This window comes from Oscillospiraceae bacterium (assembly GCA_031265355.1).
Taxonomy (GTDB): domain Bacteria; phylum Bacillota; class Clostridia; order Oscillospirales; family UBA929; genus JAIRTA01.
Window position 1 is genome coordinate 23,451 of the sequence record JAISCT010000056.1, and the last position, 23,500, is coordinate 46,950.

Sequence of the window (23,500 nt, forward strand, 5' to 3'; positions counted from 1 at the left end):
AGTGTTTCGCACTGACGCTTCACTCTCTTTTTGGCGTCACCTTCTTCTGTCGTAGTATTTTTTTGTTTTCAGCTGAGCGCATCCCCCCTATGCAAGAGCTGCTGCATACCTGTGCAGCATGGCGGCAAACTCGGCGCGGGTCGCGTTGCCTTTCGGGTCGAACCTGTTGTTTGGTTTGCCGTTGATGATGCCCTGCATGACCAGCGCCTTGACAGGCTCCTTCGCGTAGTCGCTGACATCGCCCGCGTCGGCAAACGCTATCTCCTCGGCGGTATCGGGCGGCGCTTCTTCGGTGAACGCCTGGTAGCGGTAAAGGATGGCCGCCATCTGCTCCCTCGTGATGTCGTCGTCCGGGCCGAAAGTACCGTCGCTGTAGCCCAGAACGATCTTTTTGTCGGCGGCCCATTTGACGGCGTCTGTGTACCATATGCCTTCCGCGACATCGGGGAAGGGCATGTCCAAACCGTCCGTGCCGGGTTCCGACTCCATGCGATACAGCACGGTGACCACCATGCCGCGCGTCAAGGTCCTGCCCGGACTGAACAGTGTATCCGACGTGCCGTTCATCAGGTCGTTTTCCCACATGTAATACACGTCGTCGTAAAACCAGTCGCTCTCTGTGACATCTGTGAACGGGAAAAGCGATGCGAGCGGAAGCGTGGGATCATCAACAGTTTCTCTCCCGGAGTTGCTCGGGTTGCCCGGGTTGCTTGAGTTGTCCGGGTTGCTGGAAACCACTGTGACCGAGCCGTGGCTCGACACAGTCGCGTTAAAGTCGGTACCGTCATCTGACAGAATAGCCGTGACCACATTCAGAGAAGAGCTGCCCAGAGCCGCGCCTGGATTCACTTTATAGGTGTACCGCGCAACGACGCCGTCTATAGTTTCATTCGTGAACGAACCTGAGACGGCAACAAGGCGACCCATTGTAAGGTCATCGGAGGGTTCAACCATCCATCCGCTGGGGCATTGCGGTCCCGCCTCGATTTTCTCCGGTGTGAGTACCGCCGGGTCATATTCGAGTGTGATTTGCAGACCTGATGTCGCGCCGTTGAGGCTGACGTCCACCGCGATTGTGCTTTCCGGATACGCCTGCACATTGGCCACCGACAGAGTGGCTGACACGGCGGCCGACGCAGACGTCGCCATCCCTGTAAAGAGTGTTAAAAGCAGTACCACTGACAGCACATATGACAATGATTTCTTCTTCATTCCGAAGTCCTCCTGTTTCTCCTTATTATTGCTGAAAACATTCCTCTTCTTTTCTCGTTTATAAGCGCTTATAGTTCACTTAAGATTGATCCCCCTATCATATAAATAATTTGACTTACTCTGCCAGCCAATAAGGATTGAATTTCCACCCCCTTTATTTCTGTTGCTCGTGCGCCTTCATTTTATTTTTCTTGATCCGGATTGCGGTCAGCACAATACCGACAAGCACGATGGCCGCAATGATCAGCAGAAGAATGACCGATCCGCTGCCGTCGGAATGACCCCGATCTGGGTCGTTGGATGTTGATGCCAGTGCCGGCTTCTGGGTTGTTGGGGCCGGTGCTGATTCCTGGATTATTAGAGCCGGTGTCGGTTCCTGAGTTGTTGGAGCCGGTGCTGGCTTCTGGGTTGTTGGGGCCGGCTCTGGAGTTGTCGAATGCGGAGTTGCTGGAACCACAATCGTATCCACGGCATCGACAGTAAGCGACACGCCTTCTTCATCATAGATCAGGAGTTGTTCTATGCTGAACGAATAGGTCCCGTTCGCGTTGCTCCCGGCACGAAAAGTAAACGCAAGTACCGCGCCGTCTACCACTGCATTATTGGCTGATGCACTGACAAAGGAGCCGTTTACGAATGTACCGGTTGTCTCGTCCTGAGTGAACACTGTTATGCTTCCAGAAAGCAGACTTGTGGCTTCGATCTTTTCCAGTGTCAGCGCGCCGGTGTCATACATCAGAACCCCTTGGAAGGCCGCAAATGTTCCGTCCATGATCAGCTCTGTCGTGACCGTCTGTCCCGCGCTGGCGATGACATCTTTCACCTGCACCGTCACCTTGTCGGCCGCCAGCGCGGTGAGATCCACACCCCTCAAAATGTCGAGAAGCAGCACAAATATGAGGGCGCATTTGAGTATTATTTTCCTTCGCATGAACATACCATCCTTATTTCCTTTACCTATGACTGATCGATCATCGCTTCTAATTTTGTAATCTTAATTGCGTATTCATTGTTCTCATAAGTAATAAAAAGAATCAAAATCTGTCCACTGTCAACGGACTTCTTGACAAACTGAGCGCTGCCCGGCGATTCCTTCAGATTATAACCATCCCCCGTTGCAGTCCATTCCTGCTCCTGCAGGAGCTGTGTATATTGGAAAAGGTCGTCGGAAACCGAAAGGCTCTGATATGTATATTGCTTGCTGGGAAACTCATTCTTGCCTTCGGATTCCACACCTGTAACCGTCCGTTCGCCGACTACCGACGTAATGCTGGGGACTTTATCCCGACCAAAATTATATGTCCCCAGTGTTGAGGGATCAGCCTCATCGCTCTCACAGGCACTCAGCAAACAGGAAAAGAGAACCGCCGCAAAAACAAAAGCCCAAAAGCAGACATATTTTTTCATTGGTTGATAATCATCTCTTTCCGTTTTTATGATCACATCAATATGGCATTTTCAGCGATATAATCAAGGATCTTCTGGCTCAGGACGGCCTGCTTCACGTAAGGCAAACCATAATATTCCGCTTGTATAGAAATGTCGCTTGACCACAGATGTTCGGAAGAATACTTCGCCAGATCTTCATCATTGACCGAAATGCCCACATCCTCCGCCACGGCCTGGATGACCAAGCAATACGCTGCATTCTCCACGAGGTTGTCATATACATCCGCAACACATTCCTCCACACTGGAGAAACCCTCATATTCTTGCAGATATTTCTCCAACTCCATCCCGTTATAGTCCGCCAATTCCTGGTAACCATGCAACAGGACCGCTTCCTGGTATTTCATCAATGAATCGGGAATGGATTTGACGGGCACCTCAGTCCTGAGGAATTGCTCTATGTATTGCCCTATGAGATCTTTTTGAATGCTTGCCCGCATACCCTCCCTCATTTCTTCAACCGTTGTCCAGCCGTTGGACGAGGACAGATTCTTCACAACAAAGGCATCGGTCAATTCCTCCCTTTCGACAATATAATTGATGGTCGTCGCAAACACAGCTTTCTTGCCCTGTATTGCTTCTTCATAATAGTCGGCGGGGAAGGACACCTCGATATCAATTGTTTTTCCGGGCGTCTGCCCGATCAACTGTCCCAAAAAGCCATCAAGAAAGCTCAGCATACTATCTGTATCGTCTGTCGCTCCAATGGTGACATCCACGCCTGCGCTCATGGTAGAACCGCCCTCAAACGCAACCCCGTCGATCTTTCCCTCATAATCGATATTCACCGTGTCGCCGTCAGCGACCACGCGATCCACAATTTGGATTCTTGACATGTATCCGGCCATTAGGGTATCGATTTGGTATTGGAGATAATCATCCGAAATGTGATGTGCGTCGGCAGGAATGGTCATCGCTCGATAATTGAAATTTTCAACATAATCGAGCGCTTTGATTCCTTTCCAAAAACCGTCTCTATCAATCCCCGCACTGTATAAAAACGCGAGGCCGTTCTCCGATCCATCCGCGTCCGAATCACAACCGGTCAGCAGGATAAACGACATGAAGAGCACAAAGAGGAGGAATAAGAACCTTATGTATTTTTTCATGAATTCATTCTCCCAAAACTCTGACAATACTCACTTAAAAGTGGCCCCGAACGAGAGCGGAGTATCACCCCAAGCGGCTAAACAAAATTAGGAAACACTGGAATTTTCCGTTTTCAGTAAAAAGTGTTGAAAAATTCACGCATCCCGGCCCCATTCGCATTCTGTCGATCCCGCGACCCGCTGGGCCGCAGTGCCTTCGGCAGTTTCCGTGTGAACTTGTTATGCTATACCTTAATAACGTACAGGCAGTACGAGACTTTGAAAAAATCCGACCCCATTATAGTACAAAATTTTCTTAAAGTCAATGGACAATTTTGTACTACTTTTAAAAAATCACTGCACTTCTTACAATATTTTCCATATTTGTGTAGGCAAAAATCACAAAACCCCTTTACATATGCCCGCTTATTAAGGTATATCTTTTCAAAAACACCAAAAACGCCAAAAACCGCCGTTTCCGTAGGAGAAAACGGCGGTTTTTGGCGTTTCTATACTTTTCTCTTCGGGGACCGTCTCTCCATTTGCTGTAAAATCTCGATGAGTTCACTATTTTCCATGAAAACTGTTTCTTTTTTTCCATTTACTTTGCGGGAGAGCATCTTAATAATGGACATGTGGAATTGTATCGAAAATCCTGTCTGTGGCTGGAAGTGGGGAGGTTGAGACACGAAAATGGCGCATTGGTAGGGGATATTACGCCGTTGAAAAGAGAGTTTGAAACATTTTGGAAGAGAAAGGAAGGAAACTATGAAACGAACACAAGTAGGCGCTACAAAAGAGAACGGGGGAGGCCGGTCGGGACGGCGGCGGCCCGCGCGGGTCTTGGCGCTGGTACTGACGTTGGTGTGGTTGGTCACTCTGCTGCCGGCCGGACTCATCACGGGTGCCGCGGCCTCCGCAGTGACGGTACAGGTGACGGACCTTCAGACGGAGTACGAGACGAATCCGTTGGGGCTGGACGAGGCCCACCCCCGCCTGAGTTGGGCGCTGGCCTCCGACGCCCGGGGCGTCAAGCAGCAGCGCTATCAGATCACGGTGACGAAGGGAGCGTCCGACGGACCCGTCGTGTGGGCGGCGGACGAGGTCTCCGACAACACATTGAACATCCCTTACGGCGGCGCGGCTCTGGAACCCGCCACCCGGTACTACTGGCGCGTGACCGCGCAGACAAACGCCGGGACCGCTGTCAGCGAACCGGCCTGGTTTGAAACAGGCTTTATGAATCCGAAGATCGACGCATGGAACGGAGCCCTCTGGCTCACGAAACCCATGGTCTCCGAGAACCCGGATGTTGCGGATTACACGGTCGAATATGACTTTCGGATGATCAAAGACGGCGGCGGTCTGATCTTTGCCGCCACCGGGAACAACTACCTCATGTGGCAGTTCAACATCAATCCGGTGGAGCGCCCCTATGGGGGTACGCCCTATTTCCGGCCCCACCGTTGGAACCCGGGCGGTGCCTCGCTGGCGGAGATCAAAATTGACCACGTGATCCCGGACAGCGAGGAGGGCAAGCACGCCTGGTACCGCTGTCGGATTGTTGTAAGAGCGGGCCAAAGCGGCACCGTGATTACTACATCCGTGGGACCGGTGGGCGGAATGTTGACCGTTATCGACAACGCACGGACCGTCGCCGGCAGCTGGGAATTAGGAAAAATTGGATTTCGCCAGATCCACGACAACAACAATGAGGAGATAACCGAGTACGACAACATCGCGATCTGGGACGACACCGACGACGACAGCCGGCTTCTTTATGCGGAGACATTCGACAGCGCTCCTACCGGGATGTTCGGCACCCGCGGTACGACGCAGGACGGCGTCTACCGCGTGGGCGGCGAGACATTCACGAGCAGCCGTAACGTTGTAGATCCGGCTCCGCCGGAGGGTGGCGAGCCGCTGTTTCGCAAGGAATTTATCGTGGACAAACCTGTGAGGAGCGCCCGTCTTTACGCCACGGCCCGGGGCTATTATGAGTTCTCGCTCAACGGGGAGAAGGTGGGCGACGTCTATCTGGCCCCCGGCTGGACGGACTACTACTACACCATCATGTACCAGACCTACGACGTCACCGGTATGCTGCGGTCCGGCGGCAACGCCATCGGCGGCATGTTGGGGATGGGCTGGTACTCCGGCCCGCACCAGCTCTATGGGTACAACATGTACGGAAACACCCAGTCGCTGCTGGGGAAGCTGGTCATCACCTACGAGGACGGCATGGTGCAGACTGTTGTGACCGACGGGAGCTGGCAGTATCACCCGGGGCCGATTCTCTACGCCGAAAATTACGCGGGGGAGACCTACGACGCGCGTTACGACTGCGCCGGCTGGAACACGGCTGGGTACGACGCGGCCGGCTGGATACCCGCCGGAATCCATACGCCGCTGCCTGCCGCGGTGGATATCGTGCCGCAGACCGGGCCGCCTGTGCGCGAGGTGGAGCGGTTTGAGCAACCCGTGCTGACCGAGCCTGTGCCCGGCCAGTACACCTACGACTTTGGCCAAAACATCGCCGGTTTTGTCACCGTCAAGGTGAAGGGCGCCGCGGGCACCCGGATCACGATCCGGCACGGAGAGATGTTGAATACCACCACCGCCTATAAGAACCCCGGCGAGGCGGCTGTGAACAACGGCGACGGCCCTGTCGGTACCGTCTACCGGGCCAACCTGCGCGACCAGCAGGTGCCGGTCGCCTTCGACTATTACATCTTAAAGGGCGACCCGGCGGGTGAGACATACACGCCGCGTTTCACGTTCCACGGGTTTCGGTACATCGAAATCACCGGCGTGGACGAGGCCATCCCGCCGGAGGACGTCACGGCCATCGCCATCAGTTCCGACAACGCGCTCACCAGCGCGTTTGAGACATCCAACCCCAAGGTGAACCAGCTCTACTCCAATGTCGTCTGGGGTATGCGTGGCAACTTCGTCTCCATCCCCACCGACTGTCCGAATCGCGATGAGCGTTTGGGGTACACCGGCGATACCCAAATCTTCGCCGGTACGGGCGTCTACCTGGCCAATGCCGACCAGTTCTATGCCAAATGGCTGCGCGACCTGCGTTCCTACCAGATGAACGAGGAGACGACGGGGGAGCACAAAGGGTTGGTACCCGTGCTGATCCCGGCCGTGCGTACGTCTGGTTTCACACAGTGGTCGAACGCCTGGGGCGACGGGGCCGTCATCGTCCCGTGGCAGATGTACCAGCAGTACGGCGACGAGCAGATCATCCGCGACAGCTTCGACTCGATGAAAGCCTGGTGTGACTTCCTCAATGCGCCCGAGCGGAGCGCGGACTACATCCGCAATCGATACACCGGGCGCGACAACAACTACGGCGACTGGCTCGCGGTGGAAAGTTCGCCCCAGAACATGACCAACACGTTGTTTTCGGCGTATTCGAACAAACTCTTTGCCAAGATGGCCCGCGTCATCGGCGAGACGGAGGTCGCGGATCAGTACGACGCCGTCACGCAGAACATCGTAAACGCCTTCACGGCCACGTTCCGCAACGCGGACGGCACACTGAAGGCGACCAGCCAGACCCCGTACGCGATGCTCATCTACTTCGGGCTGGCCGACGAGGCCGACAGCACCTTTTTGGCCGAGACGCTGATGGAAAATGTCCGTACCCACGGTTGGAAGCTGACATCCGGATTCATCGGCGTCAGCTACCTGACTCCTGCGCTGTCGCAAAACGGCCAGTCGGAGGCGGCCTTCCGGCTGCTGGAGCAGGAGGACTACCCCTCTTGGATCTACAGCATCAATCAGGGTGCCACCACCACCTGGGAGCGCTGGAACTCCTACACCGTCGCGAACGGCTTCGGCTCGGTGGGGATGAACTCCTTTAACCACTATGCCTTCGGTTCCATCGGCGAGTGGATGATGTCGGGCGTTTTGGGCATTCGGCGCGACGAAGCGGCGCCCGGGTTTCGCCACTTTGTTCTGGACCCGCAGTACGGGGGGACGCTCACTTACGCCCGCGGCCATTACGATTCCGTGTCGGGGCGCATCGAGAGCGCCTGGACCTGGGATCAGGACACCGGCGATTTCACCTATAACTTCACCGTGCCGGCCAACACCGGCGCCACCGTGTCCGTCCCGACCCGGGACCCCTCACTGGTCCTGGAGGGCGCGCAGGCCGCCGCCGAGGCGGAGGGCGTCACCTACCTGGGGTACGACGCGGCGTCGCAGCGGGCTCTTTATGAGGTGGCGTCCGGGTCTTATGCGTTTATGTCCGACGTGGCGGTCATCGGGGAGCGCCGCGACTTGACGGTCCAGAGCGGCACGCCCGACGCCATCGCCGAGGTGACCGCCCATCTCGCCTCCGGAGATACCCGACCTCAGAAGACGCCGGCGCTGGTCACCGTGGGCTCCAAAGAGACATTCTCCCTGTCTGTGCGTCCCTATAACGACGTGGACTTCGCGTTCGAGGCGTGGGAAGACGGATTGGTCGACAACCCACGAACCTTTGAGGGGCTGGCCGGGGATGGGACTCTCACGGCCCGCTTCAGATGGATCGGCGCCGAAAATCTGTTGACCGGCGCGACGGTCACAGCGCAGGCCAGTCACACAAGCGAGTTGAATGGGTCGTGGGGCCGGGACAACCTGATCGACGGCCTGCTGACGGCTCGGAGCGGCCGCAACGGCTGGACCAGTGCCATCGTGGGCGAAAACCCCACCGGAAGCAACATCCCGATTGTCACGTTCGATATGGGCGCGCCCAAACCCTTTAACCGCCTACACCTCTACCCCCGGAGCGACGCGCTCACGCTGGAGGGGAAGATGGCCGGTTTCCCGCGAGACTTCAGGCTTGAGGGCTCCCAGAACGGGTCCGACTGGACGGTCATCCGGTCCGAGACCGACGTGGAGGCGCCCTATCTTGCCCCGTACGTGCTCACCTTTGCGCCGCAGACATGGCGGCACCTGCGCATCGTCTGTACCCGCCTGGGCACGCCGGCCGGCGACGACGGCAATGGGACCAACTACCGGATGCAGCTCAGCGAGGTGGGCGCCTATCTGATCACAGGCGCCGAGGCCGGACTCCAAGCCCTCCGTGTGGATGTGACGGACCGGGCCAATGTCCAGATCTATGTGAACGATGCGGTGCAGCCGGCGCCGTACCTGGGCGTCTTCCCGACGGGCGAGAGCGTGCAGGTCCGCTTCGCGGCCCGCTACGCGGGCGAATACGGCATCGTGGGGATCGACGGCGCCGATTTCGGCGACGAGACGCAGCCGGCCTATGTGGTGCAGATGGATCGGGACTATACACTGCTGGCGCACACTGAGTGGACAGGTCCTGTCAATCTGGCCTGCGGGAAGATCCCCGTCGAGGCGGACAACGCGATGACGGGGGCTGCCGACGGCACCTGGGGTTCGAACAATCTGGTGGACGGTGAGCGCCTCAGCCGCGCCGGGAAAGGCGGTTTTACGACGGCGATCTACAACGGCCAGCGCGACCTATCCGCAAATCCTCACAAGCTCACAATCGACCTTGGCACCGTGAAGAACGTCGACAGGGTGTACCTCTACCCAAGGACAGACGCGCAGGCGGCCGCAGGCGGCTACGCGAACTACCCGGAGAACTTCACAGTTCAGGTGAGCACCGACGGCACAAACTACACGGCGGTCAAAACGGTGACGGGCGAACCGGCGCCGACGGAGACGCAGGGCCGGGGCGAGTACGCCTTTGATGCGGCGCCGGCGCGTTATGTACGCATTGTGACGACGATGTTGGGTCTGCCCGCGGTGGGTGAGAGCGCCACCTACAATCGTCTGCAGCTCGCCGAGATTGAGGTGTACGGCAAGTCCGACTTTACCTTTGACGTCGTAGCGGACCGGACGGCCCGGACTGTGACGGTCACGGGGGCCGGCTTCGAGCCGGGTGAGCGGGCGCTGCTGCGCACGGGCTACAACTACGCGCCGGCGGAGACGGATGATTACCACACCTATGTGACGGCGGACGACGCCGGGCGCGTAGAGCTCACGCTGCCGGATTCGGCGACGGCGGATCTGCCTTGGTTGGGCGGACACCGTTACTACGCGTCGCTGGGCGGCGTCACGAGATCCGCGCCGATCCCGGCGGCGGTGCGGGCGCACTCGTCGGCACGCATCTCACTGCGCATCAAGGGCAAAGCGCCGCTGAATCTGAACGTGGAAGCGCTGCCGGAGGAGGCGTACACTGTGACGTCGAGCAACCCCGCCGTCGCGGCGGCGGAGCGGGTCGGCGGCGGTTGGGTGGTCACCGGCAAGAAGGCCGGTACGACGCTCATCGTGGTGCGCGCGTCGGATGAATTCGGCGGCGCCACCCACCTGGTGACAGTCTCCGTCGCCTGAGGACAAACCAGCATTTCCCATAATCTTCTTCCCTTAAGTAGGTGGCGGCAGATTTTCTGAATTGTGGAAAATCTGCCGCCACATTTCATTGTTTTCCATCCAAAGTGTTTCGTTTTTTCCATTTACTTTTGACGCAACGAGGGATACGATGGAGACGAACACGATGCTTTGTCGTTTTCTGCCGGCGGAGGAAGAAAGCCGGCGGTAGAAGAGGCCTTTCGGCACCGTGCGGAAAAGTAAACTTTTCCGCACGGTGCTTTTTTTATGGTTCAGACACCATATTTGGGGGGAAACAGACTATTTTTATCTGCTATTTTGTTGAGAGCGGTGTGTGCGGAAAAGTTTACTTTTTAGAACAGAATGGTGAAATATGGGAAATTGGAAGATGAGGGCAGATCATCAATACGCAGTTTGCCAGCGGCATTCAGTTCACGGTTTTCCACGGCTACTCCGCTCAAGAGGGTGCGGACGCGGACTATGTCAGAAATGCGAATTTCTGGACTCCCACTTACTGGCCCGGTCACGAAGGCATGTACGATCGGTTTTCTGAGCGCTGGGGTCCCCGTCAGCCCGCATTCCAGCACTATGGCGACTATATGTCCATGCTCGCCAGGGCTCAGGCCATCCTGCAACAAGGGATTCCTCAAGTGGATATCGGTATCCTCCACACAGACTACAACAACAACAACGGCGGTGCCACCACGGGCAGCAGCGATCCTCTGTTAGGACTTTCCGCCGGCACATATGACCCCACACGTGACAACAGAGGTCTGTATTGGCAGGATATGTCTTTGCAAAACAACGGTTACACCTATGACTATTTTGCGCCTCGCAACCTGACACTGGTGAAGGAGGCCGGAGTGCCCATATATGCCAACGGCGAACTGCTTCCCACCAGAGTTGGATATCAGGCCCTGATCGTCTATCAAGATGCCATGGAGATGGCCAGCGCCAAGACACTCCTTGAATTGGCGCAGGAGGGGTTGCCGATCATCTTTGTGGACAATGTGTTTGAGGATCGTGTGAACAACAACACCGCCATCCCGGCCAACGACACAGACACCAACAAAACAGGTGTCGTCAAAGCCGCTTCCCGCACCCTCTCTTTGGGTGAAAGCGATGCAGATCTGCAAGTGGTCGTGGATCAGATCAAGGCTCTCCCCAATGTCAAGACTTTAACCGACGGCCAAGGATACGACCCGAGTAAACCCTATGACTCGGCTGTTCTCCAGGCGCTCCAAGACCTCGGTATCTATCCGCACACAGAGTTGATCGGCGGCATTAAGAACATTTATACACAAATGCGCAAAACTGATGGCGCGAACTATGTGTACGTCTACAATGCCGTCAGTGACTTCGACTACAACGGTGTGCCGATGATCGAGGCCAAGGACGGTCCCGCGACTTTTAACATGAGCGTTGACGTCGCCGGTAAGCCCTATATGATCGACACATGGACAGGTGATATCACGGAAGTCGCCGATTATACGATCGCGGCCGGCCGCACATCCTTCAATGTGACACTGCAACCCGGCGCGACGGCTTACTTCGCGTTGGATCCGAATGATGCCGGCGACAGCCTGCACGCCGTTTCGACTGATGCCGACAGAGCGACGATGGTCAACGGGAAACTGATTGTGAGTGCCGCCAAGAGCGGAACCTATACCACCACGCTGAGCAACGGCAGCCAGGTTGTGAGTCATATTGCAGCTCCGGGTGCGAACATCCCGCTGACCGATTGGAGCCTGGTGGTTGACAGCTATACCAATGGCGCCAAGGTGGTAAACATCGAAGACCGCGGCTTGGGTTATGTGACCAAAGAAGCATGGTATCCGACGGTGCACGCTTTGTTAGGCTCGGTACAATTGGATTCACTGAAACCGTGGAAAGATATCCCGGAAATTGGCGGAGGAGTCTCCGGTGTGGGCTATTATACCACTACATTCACACTGCCTGACGACTGGAATGCAAACACGAAGGGCGCCTATTTGGATGTCGAGAATCTCAACGGGAACACAGCGCAAGTATTTGTCAACGGCCTCGTAAATAGCGAGGTGACACCAATCAATACAGACAGCTCCGTAAGCTTCGAAAGGGATGGAAAAGTTCCCGGCTTTGATTTCGTGGCCCGGAGACTGGATATCAGCGCATATCTGAAGCCGGGCGTAAACACGATTACCATCTCAGTGGCCAGTACACTGGAAAACGTCATAAGGTATCTGGGAACTCAAAACGGAGTCGCTTATGGAGCTCTGTATGACACATGGACCAATAAACAGGCATATGCCGATGCCAGCGCGTCAAGTCCGTGGCAGTCCTATGGAATGGTAGGTGATGTGGAGATCGTAACCTATGGGAAAGAAGCAATCGCCGCCACGACAGTCGGCGTCCGAGCGGGCGCGCGGACGCCGTTTGGCAGCGAAGTCGAATACACCTTCGGCGCCCAGGACATGGAGACTGTCAACCTGATAGAACTCACCTTCCGTGTGGGCGGCGATCTGCTGAGCGGGGCCGCCGCCGCCCTGGAGGCGCTGAACGGTTTTGCGGTGTTTGACGACATTCGGTGGCAGGATCTCGGGAACAACCAGTGGCAGGGCAAGGTCATCCTGGGGATCCTTGAAAACGGCCAGACCAAGACCGGCGCGGCGGATGTGGCGAAACTGAAATTGGACGCTGTGAAGCTCGGCGACGCGAAAGTGACGCTGACGGCGGCGGCGGTCTACGGGATCGACATTGTGGACGGCGAGGCGGTATCCCGCGAAAGGGTGTCTGTCATCAATCCGGCCACCGCCGTCACCAAGGTCGTAAGCGTCTACGACGCAAACGGCGACGACAAGGTGGACCTGGCCGATCTCTCATTGGCATTCTACTACTACCAGTCTCGTCAGGACGACGTCCATTGGGAGAGCGCAAAAGTCGCCGACGTGAACGGCGACAACATCGTGGACATGCGCGACCTGGTGGAAATTTACGCGCACTTCATCGCGTGAGAGAGGACCGTATTGGAATTCTATATTGCGGAAGTCGCACAGCCGATGACGCAAAATATAGAAAAATGATGAAAAGAGAGGTAAAGACGATGAGAAGACGAATCCTGTCCTGTGTGCTTGTGGCAAGCCTTTTGTTGTCGCTGTTCGTGGGCGTTATGCCGGCGGCCGGCGCGGCGCCTGCGGGTGGCGGCGCCGTCATCGAGTACTTCAAAAATCCCGACGCGAACTCCAAGCCCATGGCGCGCATGTGGTTCCCGGACGCCGAAGCCGGCGCGGACGATCACGATCTCATTGAAAAACAGATTCTCGAATTGGCGGCCAAAGGCTTTGGCGGCGTTGAGGTCGCCATGCTCGCCGACGGCGTCAGCTATGACAACGCCGCGGGTGCCGTGTACGGCTGGGGCACCGACAACTGGAGCAAACTCCTCAAAAAGGTTCTGAAAGCGGCCGCGAAAGTCCCCGGCGGTTTTCAGATAGACATGACCATCACCGCCCACTGGCCGCCCGCGCTGGACACATTGGACCCCAATGACGACGCGGCCAACGAGGAACTGTCGTACAGTTTTACCAAGATTACAGACGGCATTTTGCAGGGCGGCACGGTTGACCTGAGTCTTCCGACACAGAAAATAAGTCTCCCGGCCGGCGGGTTTGGCGGCGGTGGAGCGACCACCAATTTCCTGTTCACCGACACCTTTGTGGCGGCTGCCGCAGCGAAGGTCGTTGGTATCAACAGCGGGAAATATGTTCTCGACTTTGATTCGCTGACGCCCATCGCGGCTGTATCTCAAAAGATGGGCGGCGACGGTCCGGGCGGCGCGGCCGGTTTTGCGGCCGGCGTACCAGACGCGGCCACCGCCGCGGCGAAAGGCTGGAACTATCAAACCAATGTCGTCAATTTCTTCGGTCCCGATCCGGCGGAGCCGCTGCCGGACGGCATGAAGCTGGACGCACAGCGCAATCGGAAACGCATGGCCGACTGGCAGTACGAGTACAAAGCCGACCTGAGCGGCCTCACGCTTGGCGACACACTGAATGACGACACGACCATTCAGCCCGGCGACTGGGTCGTTGTCTCTATCTTTTACCGGGGCACAGGCCAGAGTATATCAGGTGGCAAGATCATGCACAACGGCGCTTTCGTGACCAATTACTACAACCAAGCGGGCACCCAGGCGGTGACCGGATACTGGGACGACATGTTTGCCAGAGACCCTGAACTGCTGGACCTGATGAAAGCGAACCCGGGTTACATCTTCGAAGACTCCATTGAGTCTTCCAGCGCGGAGTCGTATTGGGCGCCCAGCGTGTTGGACGATGTCGAAGATGAGTACGCCTATAAAAACATTCTGCCCATCGTGGCTGCCAGCAGATACATGGCGGGTATGTTCGGAACAAAGACCCGCTCAGATTTCTTCCTGTTTGATGACGACGTACTGGCCGGCCGTATTTATGAGGACTACAACGACAAATTGGCCGGACTCTATGTCGATTACCGTGTCAATGGCGTCTTGAAATGGGCCCGTGATACGGCGGGTTGGGGCTTCCGCGGCCAGACCTACCATTTGCCCGGCCTTGAGATCGCCAGCGCGGCGATGGTGGCTGACGTGGCCGAGTGCGACAATATGTCAAAGGGCGACGGCGTGCGCTATCAGTCGGGCACCGTAAACGTAACCGGAAGGGATTATCTCACCATGGAGGCCATGACGGGCCTGACCGTCAATCTGGCCAGTATGGGCGACATCAGAACTGAGATCGGACAGAATTATTCCGACGGCGTCAGCCGCGCGATCCTGCACGGTACGCCCTATGCCAAGACATTCAACGGCTATAACGCGGGCTGGCCGGGCTGGCTGCCATTCGGTGCCGGGTCCTTCGGCGACGCCTATACATACCGTCAGGCGTACTGGGACGACATCACGACTGAAACCGATTACATGGCCCGGAATCAGGCCATCATTCAGAAAGGGCAGGCCCAAATCGATCTGGCCGTCCTGATCGACAAGGAGAAGACCTATGACTTTGAGAGCGGCAACCGGTTCCAGAATCTCCTCGATCTGGGGTATTCGTACAATCCGATCAGCGAATCGATCCTGAGCCACCCGAACGCCACCGTCAGCGGCGGTCGGTTGGCCCCGGACGGCCCCGCTTTCAAGGCTCTCGTCGTGGACAGGGTATCCATTTTGTCTGTGGATGGCATTGACAAATTGATTGAGTACGCCGTCGCCGACCTGCCCATCGTGGTCTACAACAGCAACATCGCGCGGGTTTACGGCAGCGATGTGGCCGACGACGCTGTGTTGGCGGACAAGTTCAACACATTGCTGGCCTTGCCGGGTGTCAAAAAAGCGGACACGCTGAATGCAGTGCGTGACGCGTTGAAAGAACTGAACATCACGCCCTATGCCGACTACAGCGCCCCCCAGCTTGAGACCACGATGTATACCGATCCTGCGGACGGCACCAACTACTACTACATGTACAACAACGCCTTGCCCACGAACAGCGGCATGATGTCCAACGGCGCGGGCAAAAAATACAAGGGCGGCGACAAGGCCATTCGCAACGTCGCCGTCACCCTGGCAGGCGACGGCGTCCCATATCAGCTTGACGCCATCACCGGCGAGATCCGTCAGGTGGGAGAGTACACCATCGGCAACGGTACGGTCGCCTTTGTCATCGACGAGCTTTATGGCGGCGATTCCGTGATTTACGCGGTCACAACCAACGCGACGGATTTCCCGGCCGCGAAGACCTACGTGAAGAGCGTGGACAAGCCCTCCGAGCAATACAGCATTGCGCGTTCCGGCGGCGGTCTGACTTTGCGGTCCAATACTCCGGCCGCCTACACGGTCAGACTGTCCGACAATGCAACAAAGAATGTGACCGTGGCAAAGACGCTCGGCGCGCTTGACTTGAGTGACGCGAAATGGGATTTGGTCATCAAGAGCTACGGTCCCACAGACGACGGGAACGATCCGAGCGAAAGCAAGATCACCACGGTCGATTTCGGAAAACAAAATCTGATCGACTGGGAAAACATCGCGGCCTCTGACGCGCAGCTTGCGCAGCTCGGCGTCAACCACATGCGGTATGTATCGGGCATCGGCGAATACACCCTTACCTTTGACGCCCCAAGCGACTGGAACGCGACGACCGGCGCGTATCTGGACGTCACATACGGCTGGGATCAAATCGGATCGGTCACTGTCAACGGTTATACGTTCCCCGCCAACAACGCCAGCGACCGCTTGGACATCGGCGGCGCTTTGGTTCCGGGCGCGAACACCATCGCGATCAAGCTGTCCACCACTCTGTTCGCCAGAACTTTCTTGGAAAACAGCGGGTACGCCGACAACAACGGCACTGTGGAACCCGCAGTCAGCGGCGGATTTGGCGGCGGCGGCGCCACACCGTATATGAACGGTCTCCGGACTGTGAAACTGACCCCCTACACCCAGATTCTTCTTGAGACGGCTGTCGGCGTCCGCACCTCCGCGAGGACGCCGTTTGGCGGCAAAGCCGAATACACCTTCAGCGCCCAGGACATGGAGACTGTCAATCTGATCGAGCTCACCTTCACAGTGGACGGCAATCTGTTGAGCGGCGCGGCGGCCGCCCTGGAGGGTCTGAACGGCTTCACAGTATTCGACGCGCTCACATGGAAGGATCTTGGGAACAACCAGTGGCAGGGCAAGGTGATATTGGGAATTATTGGGAACAATCAAACCAAATCCGGCGTGGCGGACGTGGCGAAGCTGCAACTGGACACCGTGAAGCTTGGTGACGCGGCGGTGACCCTGACAGATGTGAAAATCTACGGGATCGACATTGTGGATGGAGTAGCCGTGTCCCACACACGGAGCGGCAAAATTGCCCCGGCCTCCGCCGTCGCCAAGATCACCAGTGTCTACGACGCAAACGGCGACGACAAGGTGGACCTGGCCGACCTCTCATTGGCGTTCTACTACTACCAGTCCCGCCAGGGCGACGCAAACTGGGAGAGCGCAAAAGTGACCGATGTGAACGGCGACAATGTCGTGGACATGCTGGACCTAGTGGAGATTTACGCGCACTTTATCGCGTGAGAGACGAGGACATAAACATGAGATATATCAAAACGGCTGCTTTCGCGACCCTGGCCGCGCTGTTACTGTCACTGTGTATGCCCGTAGCGTGGGCCGCGCCGGAGACATTGACGGTGACCGTCCCCGCAGGGGACGACAGCTTTACGATCGAACTGGCGGTGGATGACGGCGACGAGCCCTATGCGGGCATCGAGTTTGGCTTGACCATAGACAACGAAAACGCGCTGCGATTTGCCTCCTTCGCGAAAAGCGAAGCGCTCTCCGGCGCGCAGGAGTCTCCCTTTGTCACCGCGCGGGATGTCCACTATTTCGGTTTTTTCACAAACGCCAACACATACAGCGGACGGTACACGGTCGGTATGCTGACGTTTGACGGCTACACGGGCAGCGAGACGGTCACGCTCACCCTGTCGCACAGGAAGGTGGTTCGACTGCTGGCCGACGGGACGACGGCGGGTCAGGACAACACCGAAGATGTCGTCGTGATCACAGTCCGGCGGGCCGGTTCCGGCGGCAGCGGCAGCAGCAGCGGCGGCAGAAACAACACGGTGGTTGTCGACGTGCCGGGCCCGGACACGCCGGCGGCCGGCGACAGGGAGCTGTACAGCGACGTCACGGATCCCGACGCGTGGTACTACGACGCGGTGTATTTCGTCACCGACTACGGCTTGATGAACGGCACCGGCGGGGGTAAATTTTCCCCCGAGAGGCCCATGACGCGGGCCATGTTTGTGACGGTACTGGGCCGGCTGGCGGAGAAGCAGGGCGAAGAGGTCGCCGGATTCAGTCACACCTTCCAGGATGTACCCGCGGGCCAGTGGTACACGCCGTACGTCGCCTGGGCGGCCGGCAAAGGAATCGTGCAGGGTCACAGCCCCACAAGGTTCGCCCCGGACGAGACCGTCACGCGCGAGCAGATGGCGGCGCTGATCATCCGTTTCTGCGACGCCTTAGCGATCGAACTGGGCGACGACATCGAGATCACCTTCTCGGACGCCGGCAACATCAGCGGCTGGGCCGAGGCGGCCGTAGTACGCGCGGCGGCAGCCGGGCTGATGCAGGGCTCCAACGGCCGGTTCAGGCCGCTGGCCAGCTCGACCCGGGCCGAAATCGCGCAGTTGATGATGAACTTTGTGAGCGCATACTTAGAGCCGACGGATCAGTCATGACGCCATCCCCGCCGACGGCAGTGGGAGACTCCGCACTGTAACGCCGCGAAGATGCGAAGATTACACCCTTTCTCTTCCCTTAGACAAAGCAGGGCGCCTGATGGTCCGGCACATGGCCCATCAGACGCCCTGCTTCGTCGAAATGCGCGCGGTTGAAGCGGGCATTGAAATGTGGAGACAGGATGTGGTATACTCAGGGTGACGAAGTGGTAAACCAAAGCAGGGACCGAAACCCAAACGGAGGAATGTGGATGTATTATTTGGTGGAAGGGTATCGACACCCTGAGGATCCCTTTGTGCAGGAGGTGCTGAAGATGAACGAAGGGCTGCGAACGTTTGCGGAGCAATATCATTTTAACGCCAGCGACCCGAAGGTGCAGCAGAAGTACTTCGACTACCAGATGGCCCTCTGGGCCGAACGCGACCGCCGTGAGACGGCCGTAGCCATCAGCGATGCCAACTGGCGCGTTATTGTGGCGGACAAGGATGCGGCCCTCGTGGACAAGGACGCAGAGATCGCACGGCTCCGCGCTCTGCTCGGTAAAACCAAACAATAACGGCGATGCGGACGGGCGGCGGAATGCCGCCCGTTTTGATTGCCAAGGACAAAGCGGGGCGTCTAATGAACCGGTACATGGTACATCAGGCGCCCCGCTACGTTGTACGATGGCAATTTGACTTTTTGCCCAAGAAGTGTCACAATAGCATTGCCCCGGTGGAGCTCCTAGTAGGCTGTGTCATCTAAAGGTTGTCAGCAAGCGGCGAGGATTTTTTTCGTCAGACAAGGCGGCGGAACCCGCTGATACTGGCGTGTATCAGCGGGTTCCGCCAACGCTGTCTGGCGGGAAAAAGACCGGCGCTTGGTAAACATTTAGGTGACACAGCCTACTAGCTTTGTTGCTTTGGTGATGACGATGTACTTTCATATATGGAGCACAGTACATTTGATTTATCGGGGATGTTGTCTATGATGTATGTCAAGACAAAGCGCGACGGCGGTTTTGTGCTGCTCAGATACGACCAGATACGCTCCGATTTTATGCAGCCGCTCGTGCGCGAGTGCCGCGGTGTCATACTCGACGAGTCCGACGAATACCGCCCTGTGTGCGTGCCGTTCTTCAAGTTCGGCAACTACGGCGAAAGCTATGTGCCGGACATTGACTGGTCGTCCGCCGTCGTGCAGGAGGAATTTCTTTCATATTTCCCGGAATACAGCGGTGTATTTGGCAAGCTCACGGACAAAATCGCGGCGTTCGCGGAGCGGCAGGACAAGTTGTTTGCGGAGATTGCGGCGGTGAAGTACGAGACGCGCAAAGACCTCGCGGCGGTCGTCACAAAGACCGAATGCCCGGCATGTCTGTTTGCGTTGCTCGACAGCAAAGAACAGCGCGCGCGGGACTGGCTGATGTCGCGTTCGGCGGACAAAATACTGCAAATGCTCGGCTTGGCGGCGGAATGATAGCGCGCTATGCTCCTGCTATCCCCAAAACGGATCGTTTTCTTTCAGGAGGAAAGCCGGACCGTTCATGGTCGTTTCCTCCCAAAGAACGCAGGCGTCACGTCGTTGCAGACGACGGCAAAGGACATAGCGTTCGCCTCCTAGAACAAGTCGCAGAAGACGGCGCCGGTCAGTTTTGCGAGATCGTCGGGCGCGAGCTCGACCTGCAAACCGACACGGCCGCCGCTGACGTGGATGGTATCGTACCATTGCGCGGTTTCGTCAATGAAGGTCGGGAACTGTTTCTTCATTCCAACCGGCGAACAGCCCCCGTGGACATAGCCTGTCTTTGGCTCAAGCGCCCGTGACTTGATCATCTCGATGTACTTGTCGCCCGCTGCTTGAGCCGCTTTTTTGAGGTCGAGTTCCACCGTACTTGGTATGACGAACACATGTAAGCCTGTGTGTTTCCCCTCTGTAACGAGCGTCTTAAAGACGTGCTCCGGCTCCTGGCTAATCTTCGCGGCGACCGCAACGCCGGAGATTTTGCCGTCGGATACGTCGTATTCACGCACGGTGAAGGCAATGTTTGCGGCTTCCAGTATGCGGATTGCGTTTGTTTTGGTCATAGTGGATACCCCTGTGTGGTGACGTCAGCCGGTGCCGATGGCTTGGAGAAATTTCAGTTTGTCCTGTTTGCGCCAGGACTCCGTTTTTTCGTAGAGCGTGCGTCGGCTGATCCCGCACAGGGCGGTGATTTCCCGTGTGGTCAATTCGCCGACGCGCCATCGTCGGTACAAGGTCTCGAAATCCTCCGGCATCTGCGCCGGCGTCCGCCCAAACAGGATACCGCGCGATCTGGCGGCGGCGATACCCTCGGCCTGACGCTGGCGCAGGGTGTCGCGCTCCAACTGGGCAAAGAAAGACATGATCTGCAGCGTAAGATCCGAGATAAACGTGCCAAGCAGGTCCTTGCAGTAAGTGGTGTCGAGAAGCGGCATGTCGAGCACCTTGATGTCCACCCTCTTGTCCTTGGTGAGAATACGCCACTGTTCGATGATCTCTGCGTAGTTGCGTCCCAGCCGGTCGATGGATTTCAGATACAGCATGTCCCCCGGTCGCAGGCGTCTGACCATGCACCGGTAGGCCGGTCGTTTGAAATCTTTGCCGGACTGCTTGTCCATGTACAGGTTCTGCGCCGGAATGTCAAAGGGGGCCAGCGCGAGAAGCTGGCGGTCCTCATTTTGTTCCTGCGTAGACACCCGCACATAGGCGAAGACTTTCATATGCACTTCCTCCCTCCCTGGATGTGTTTGACAGACATCCATGTCTCAAAGAAATTATACGGGAGACGGAGGCATTTGCAAAGTCTGTTTTTTCAGGTGAGGAGAGCCGACGCCGCCTGCAAAACGGTGGAGAAGCACAGAGCGTCCGCGCGTATGTGCGGATCTGCCTGCTCACCCGCAGACACGGGGGGAGCAGGCAGACCATTCACGAGCTTATCCCTTCTCAAAGAGCACAAGCGTCACGTCGATGTCGTGGCTGCTGACGAAGTCCTGAATCGCGGCGCCGGCAACGCGGAGCGCATCCTCTTTCGGGTAGCCGTAAGCACCGCTCGAAATCAACGGAAACGCGATGCTCTTACACTGGTTTTCCACGGCCAGCCGGAGCGAATTTGTGTATGCCGCGCGGAGCAGTTGTTCGTTTTGTTCGGCGCTCCAGTGGCGGTACACGGGCCCCGCTGCGTGTATGACGTACTTTGCGGGCAGATTGAAACCGGGCGTGATGACCGCTTCGCCAGTTTTTATCGGCGCGAGCTTGTCACACGCGGCCTGGAGCTTCCGCGCTCCCGCCGCGTTGAAGATGGCGCCGCACACGCCGCTGCCTCTCGCAAGGTCGGTATTTGCGGCGTTAACGATGGCGTCCACATACAATTTCGTGATATCGTTGAAGATGATGGAAATGGACATGACGTTCGCCCCCCAGATTGAGTATACCCTGCATAGTATAGCACGCATGCAATCATCTTGCAACAAATTTTGTAAATCCCGAGTATCAGTCATCAAGCCGTGGACGCTTGCCGTTTTTGCTCTATATCTGTCTTTTCATAGCTTGTACGAATTGGCGCAAGTCCACATCTTCCGAGCCGACGCTGGCGATTTCTACAAACACGCCGCCTGTTACAAACATTATCGACGCCAATCCTTCATTCTCCGACGCAAAACCTATGTCAACAGGCAACTCGTCCTGCTCCCATCTTGGGATGTTGGGATTGGCACAGTCCGCGAGCCGCCTGATCAGCGCGTCTTTCGCCTCGCTAAACGATTCGGTATTGACGACGCGGATTCGGACGCGGGCGTCGCCATTCTTATCGCTCGCATAAAAATCCTCGTAAGAGCGCGGAGCGCCGATGGAAGCGCGGCGAACCGACGTAAATCCGGGGAAGGCGGTTTTATCTACCATCAAGGCGCGCTTCGTTTCCGCTCCGCGGCGGCTTTCTTTCGGCCATCCCGCAAAGGCGTAGCGTTCCATCGCGTCGCCCAAAAAATCATCGGCCATATTCCCGCCCCCTATATCACCGTTTTATAGATGTTATTAAAATTGCTGTTGTAATCCAAGCTGTATTTGCATTTCTTCACGCCTTCGTCATCATTGGTCGCCAAGTGTTCCCGGTACGATTCGCACAGCGGAATTTCCCGCCCCGCCGCGATGGGATCGCTGAATTTCGAGAAAATCATGCCTGCCGGCAGCAGCTTGATTTCCGAGCCGGCGATGCCGGGGGCTTCGGAACCATCCAGATGAAGGCAGGCGTCGTAAACGCGATAATTGTTTTCCTTCGGGACAAGGGCGGTTTCGGTGTCCAGCGGCTCGGACACGCTCACCTCATGGTAGCTGAAACTGCCATTAAACGGCGGTTTCCATACGTCGTAGCCAATCGCTATGATCGGATTGCAGGCAAACCCGCTGCCCATCCTTTTCTCGCTTACCCGGCAGCCGAGCGCGCCTGCGAATGTGGCCACGATGGTGGCGCAGTCCATGCAGTTCACAATACTGCTCCCGGCTTTATTTAACAAGCGGCTGGTAAAAACCACGGACTTCAGTCCGTAAATTCTTTCAGAACTTGTAGACACTTTAGTGTCATCTGGTATAATGGAAGCGGGGTGACGCCGGTGGAATACAGGAAGGGCAGTCATACAGTGTATGATATAGAGTACCACGTGGTATGGACAACAAAGTACAGGTACAAGATTTTGCATGGGAAAGTAGCTGAACGGTTGAGGGAAGTACTGCGACAAGGATGCCGGACACATGGGATAACAATCGTACGAGGGAGCATAGGGAAAGACCATGTACATATGTTGCTATCCTGCCCGCCGACCTTAGCGCCCAGCAAAATTATGCAGTTACTGAAAGGACGAAGCTCCAAGATCATGCAGGAAGAGTTTGAAGAACTGCGGAAACGATATTGGGGGCAACATCTTTGGGCAACAGGGTATTTTTGCCGGACGGTGGGAGCGGTGACGGAGGAAATGATCAAGGAATATATAGAGAAGCAACAAGATGAGGGAAAAGAGACATTTAAGATAACGGAATAATGCTTCAGCATAAAAAGCCTTACAGTGCGATATTTCAACTGGCTTTAGCCTGAAAATACGACTTTCAGTCGTTTACCATCCCCTGCACTTCAGTGCAGGTGTGGTTGAGT

The 23,500-nt window shown here is 56.8% G+C and carries 17 protein-coding genes; 8 read left to right on the forward strand and 9 right to left on the reverse strand.

Annotation, left to right across the window (positions count from 1 at the left end):
* Positions 1-87 precede the first annotated feature (87 nt).
* The 4 genes from LBK75_08340 to LBK75_08355 form a co-directional block, all read right to left on the reverse strand.
* Positions 88-1,212 (reverse strand): S-layer homology domain-containing protein, encoded by a 1,125-nt coding sequence (locus LBK75_08340; protein ID MDR1158289.1) that lies wholly within the window; start codon positions 1,210-1,212, stop codon positions 88-90.
* A 154-nt stretch (positions 1,213-1,366) separates the two neighbouring features.
* Positions 1,367-2,143, reverse strand: a complete 777-nt coding sequence (locus LBK75_08345) for a hypothetical protein (protein MDR1158290.1) — start codon at positions 2,141-2,143, stop codon at positions 1,367-1,369.
* A 26-nt stretch (positions 2,144-2,169) separates the two neighbouring features.
* Positions 2,170-2,619, reverse strand: coding sequence for a hypothetical protein (locus LBK75_08350; GenBank protein ID MDR1158291.1), 450 nt, complete (start codon positions 2,617-2,619; stop codon positions 2,170-2,172).
* A gap of 32 nt (positions 2,620-2,651) precedes the next feature.
* Positions 2,652-3,770 (reverse strand): FKBP-type peptidyl-prolyl cis-trans isomerase, encoded by a 1,119-nt coding sequence (locus LBK75_08355; GenBank protein MDR1158292.1) that lies wholly within the window; start codon positions 3,768-3,770, stop codon positions 2,652-2,654.
* A 258-nt stretch (positions 3,771-4,028) separates the two neighbouring features.
* On the opposite strand from LBK75_08355, the gene LBK75_08360 reads away from it, so the two are divergent.
* From LBK75_08360 to LBK75_08390, 7 genes are all read left to right on the forward strand, one after another.
* The gene (locus LBK75_08360) at positions 4,029-4,433 is read left to right on the forward strand and encodes a hypothetical protein (GenBank protein ID MDR1158293.1); all 405 of its coding nucleotides are present in this window, start codon (positions 4,029-4,031) and stop codon (positions 4,431-4,433) included.
* A gap of 84 nt (positions 4,434-4,517) precedes the next feature.
* Complete coding sequence (locus LBK75_08365) at positions 4,518-10,109, forward strand: family 78 glycoside hydrolase catalytic domain (GenBank protein ID MDR1158294.1); 5,592 nt, start codon at positions 4,518-4,520, stop codon at positions 10,107-10,109.
* A gap of 647 nt (positions 10,110-10,756) precedes the next feature.
* A complete protein-coding gene (locus tag LBK75_08370) occupies positions 10,757-13,099 on the forward strand; it encodes a hypothetical protein (GenBank protein ID MDR1158295.1) in 2,343 nt (780 codons plus the stop codon).
* Positions 13,100-13,188: 89 nt separating this feature from the next.
* Positions 13,189-17,187: a hypothetical protein gene (locus LBK75_08375; GenBank protein MDR1158296.1), complete on the forward strand. Its 3,999-nt coding sequence runs from the start codon at positions 13,189-13,191 to the stop codon at positions 17,185-17,187.
* A 17-nt stretch (positions 17,188-17,204) separates the two neighbouring features.
* Entirely contained in the window at positions 17,205-18,356 is a 1,152-nt protein-coding gene (locus LBK75_08380; protein MDR1158297.1) for an S-layer homology domain-containing protein, read from the forward strand.
* Positions 18,357-18,607: 251 nt separating this feature from the next.
* Positions 18,608-18,913 (forward strand): hypothetical protein, encoded by a 306-nt coding sequence (locus LBK75_08385; protein MDR1158298.1) that lies wholly within the window; start codon positions 18,608-18,610, stop codon positions 18,911-18,913.
* A gap of 410 nt (positions 18,914-19,323) precedes the next feature.
* Positions 19,324-19,815 carry a hypothetical protein gene (locus LBK75_08390; protein ID MDR1158299.1) on the forward strand — a complete coding sequence of 164 codons (492 nt, stop codon included), beginning with the start codon at positions 19,324-19,326 and terminating at the stop codon, positions 19,813-19,815.
* A gap of 140 nt (positions 19,816-19,955) precedes the next feature.
* Here the strand turns inward: LBK75_08390 and ybaK are convergent, their stop codons facing one another.
* The 5 genes from ybaK to LBK75_08415 form a co-directional block, all read right to left on the reverse strand.
* Entirely contained in the window at positions 19,956-20,423 is a 468-nt protein-coding gene (gene ybaK, locus LBK75_08395; GenBank protein MDR1158300.1) for a Cys-tRNA(Pro) deacylase, read from the reverse strand.
* Positions 20,424-20,447: 24 nt separating this feature from the next.
* Positions 20,448-21,080, reverse strand: coding sequence for a recombinase family protein (locus LBK75_08400; GenBank protein MDR1158301.1), 633 nt, complete (start codon positions 21,078-21,080; stop codon positions 20,448-20,450).
* A gap of 213 nt (positions 21,081-21,293) precedes the next feature.
* The gene (locus LBK75_08405) at positions 21,294-21,764 is read right to left on the reverse strand and encodes a macro domain-containing protein (protein ID MDR1158302.1); all 471 of its coding nucleotides are present in this window, start codon (positions 21,762-21,764) and stop codon (positions 21,294-21,296) included.
* Between the two features lie 121 nt (positions 21,765-21,885).
* Positions 21,886-22,353: a hypothetical protein gene (locus LBK75_08410; GenBank protein ID MDR1158303.1), complete on the reverse strand. Its 468-nt coding sequence runs from the start codon at positions 22,351-22,353 to the stop codon at positions 21,886-21,888.
* An 11-nt stretch (positions 22,354-22,364) separates the two neighbouring features.
* The gene (locus tag LBK75_08415) at positions 22,365-22,841 is read right to left on the reverse strand and encodes a hypothetical protein (protein ID MDR1158304.1); all 477 of its coding nucleotides are present in this window, start codon (positions 22,839-22,841) and stop codon (positions 22,365-22,367) included.
* A gap of 123 nt (positions 22,842-22,964) precedes the next feature.
* On the opposite strand from LBK75_08415, the gene tnpA reads away from it, so the two are divergent.
* On the forward strand, positions 22,965-23,390 hold the full coding sequence (gene tnpA / locus LBK75_08420; protein ID MDR1158305.1) for an IS200/IS605 family transposase: 426 nt from the start codon (positions 22,965-22,967) through the stop codon (positions 23,388-23,390).
* The last annotated feature ends 110 nt before the right edge of the window (positions 23,391-23,500 follow it).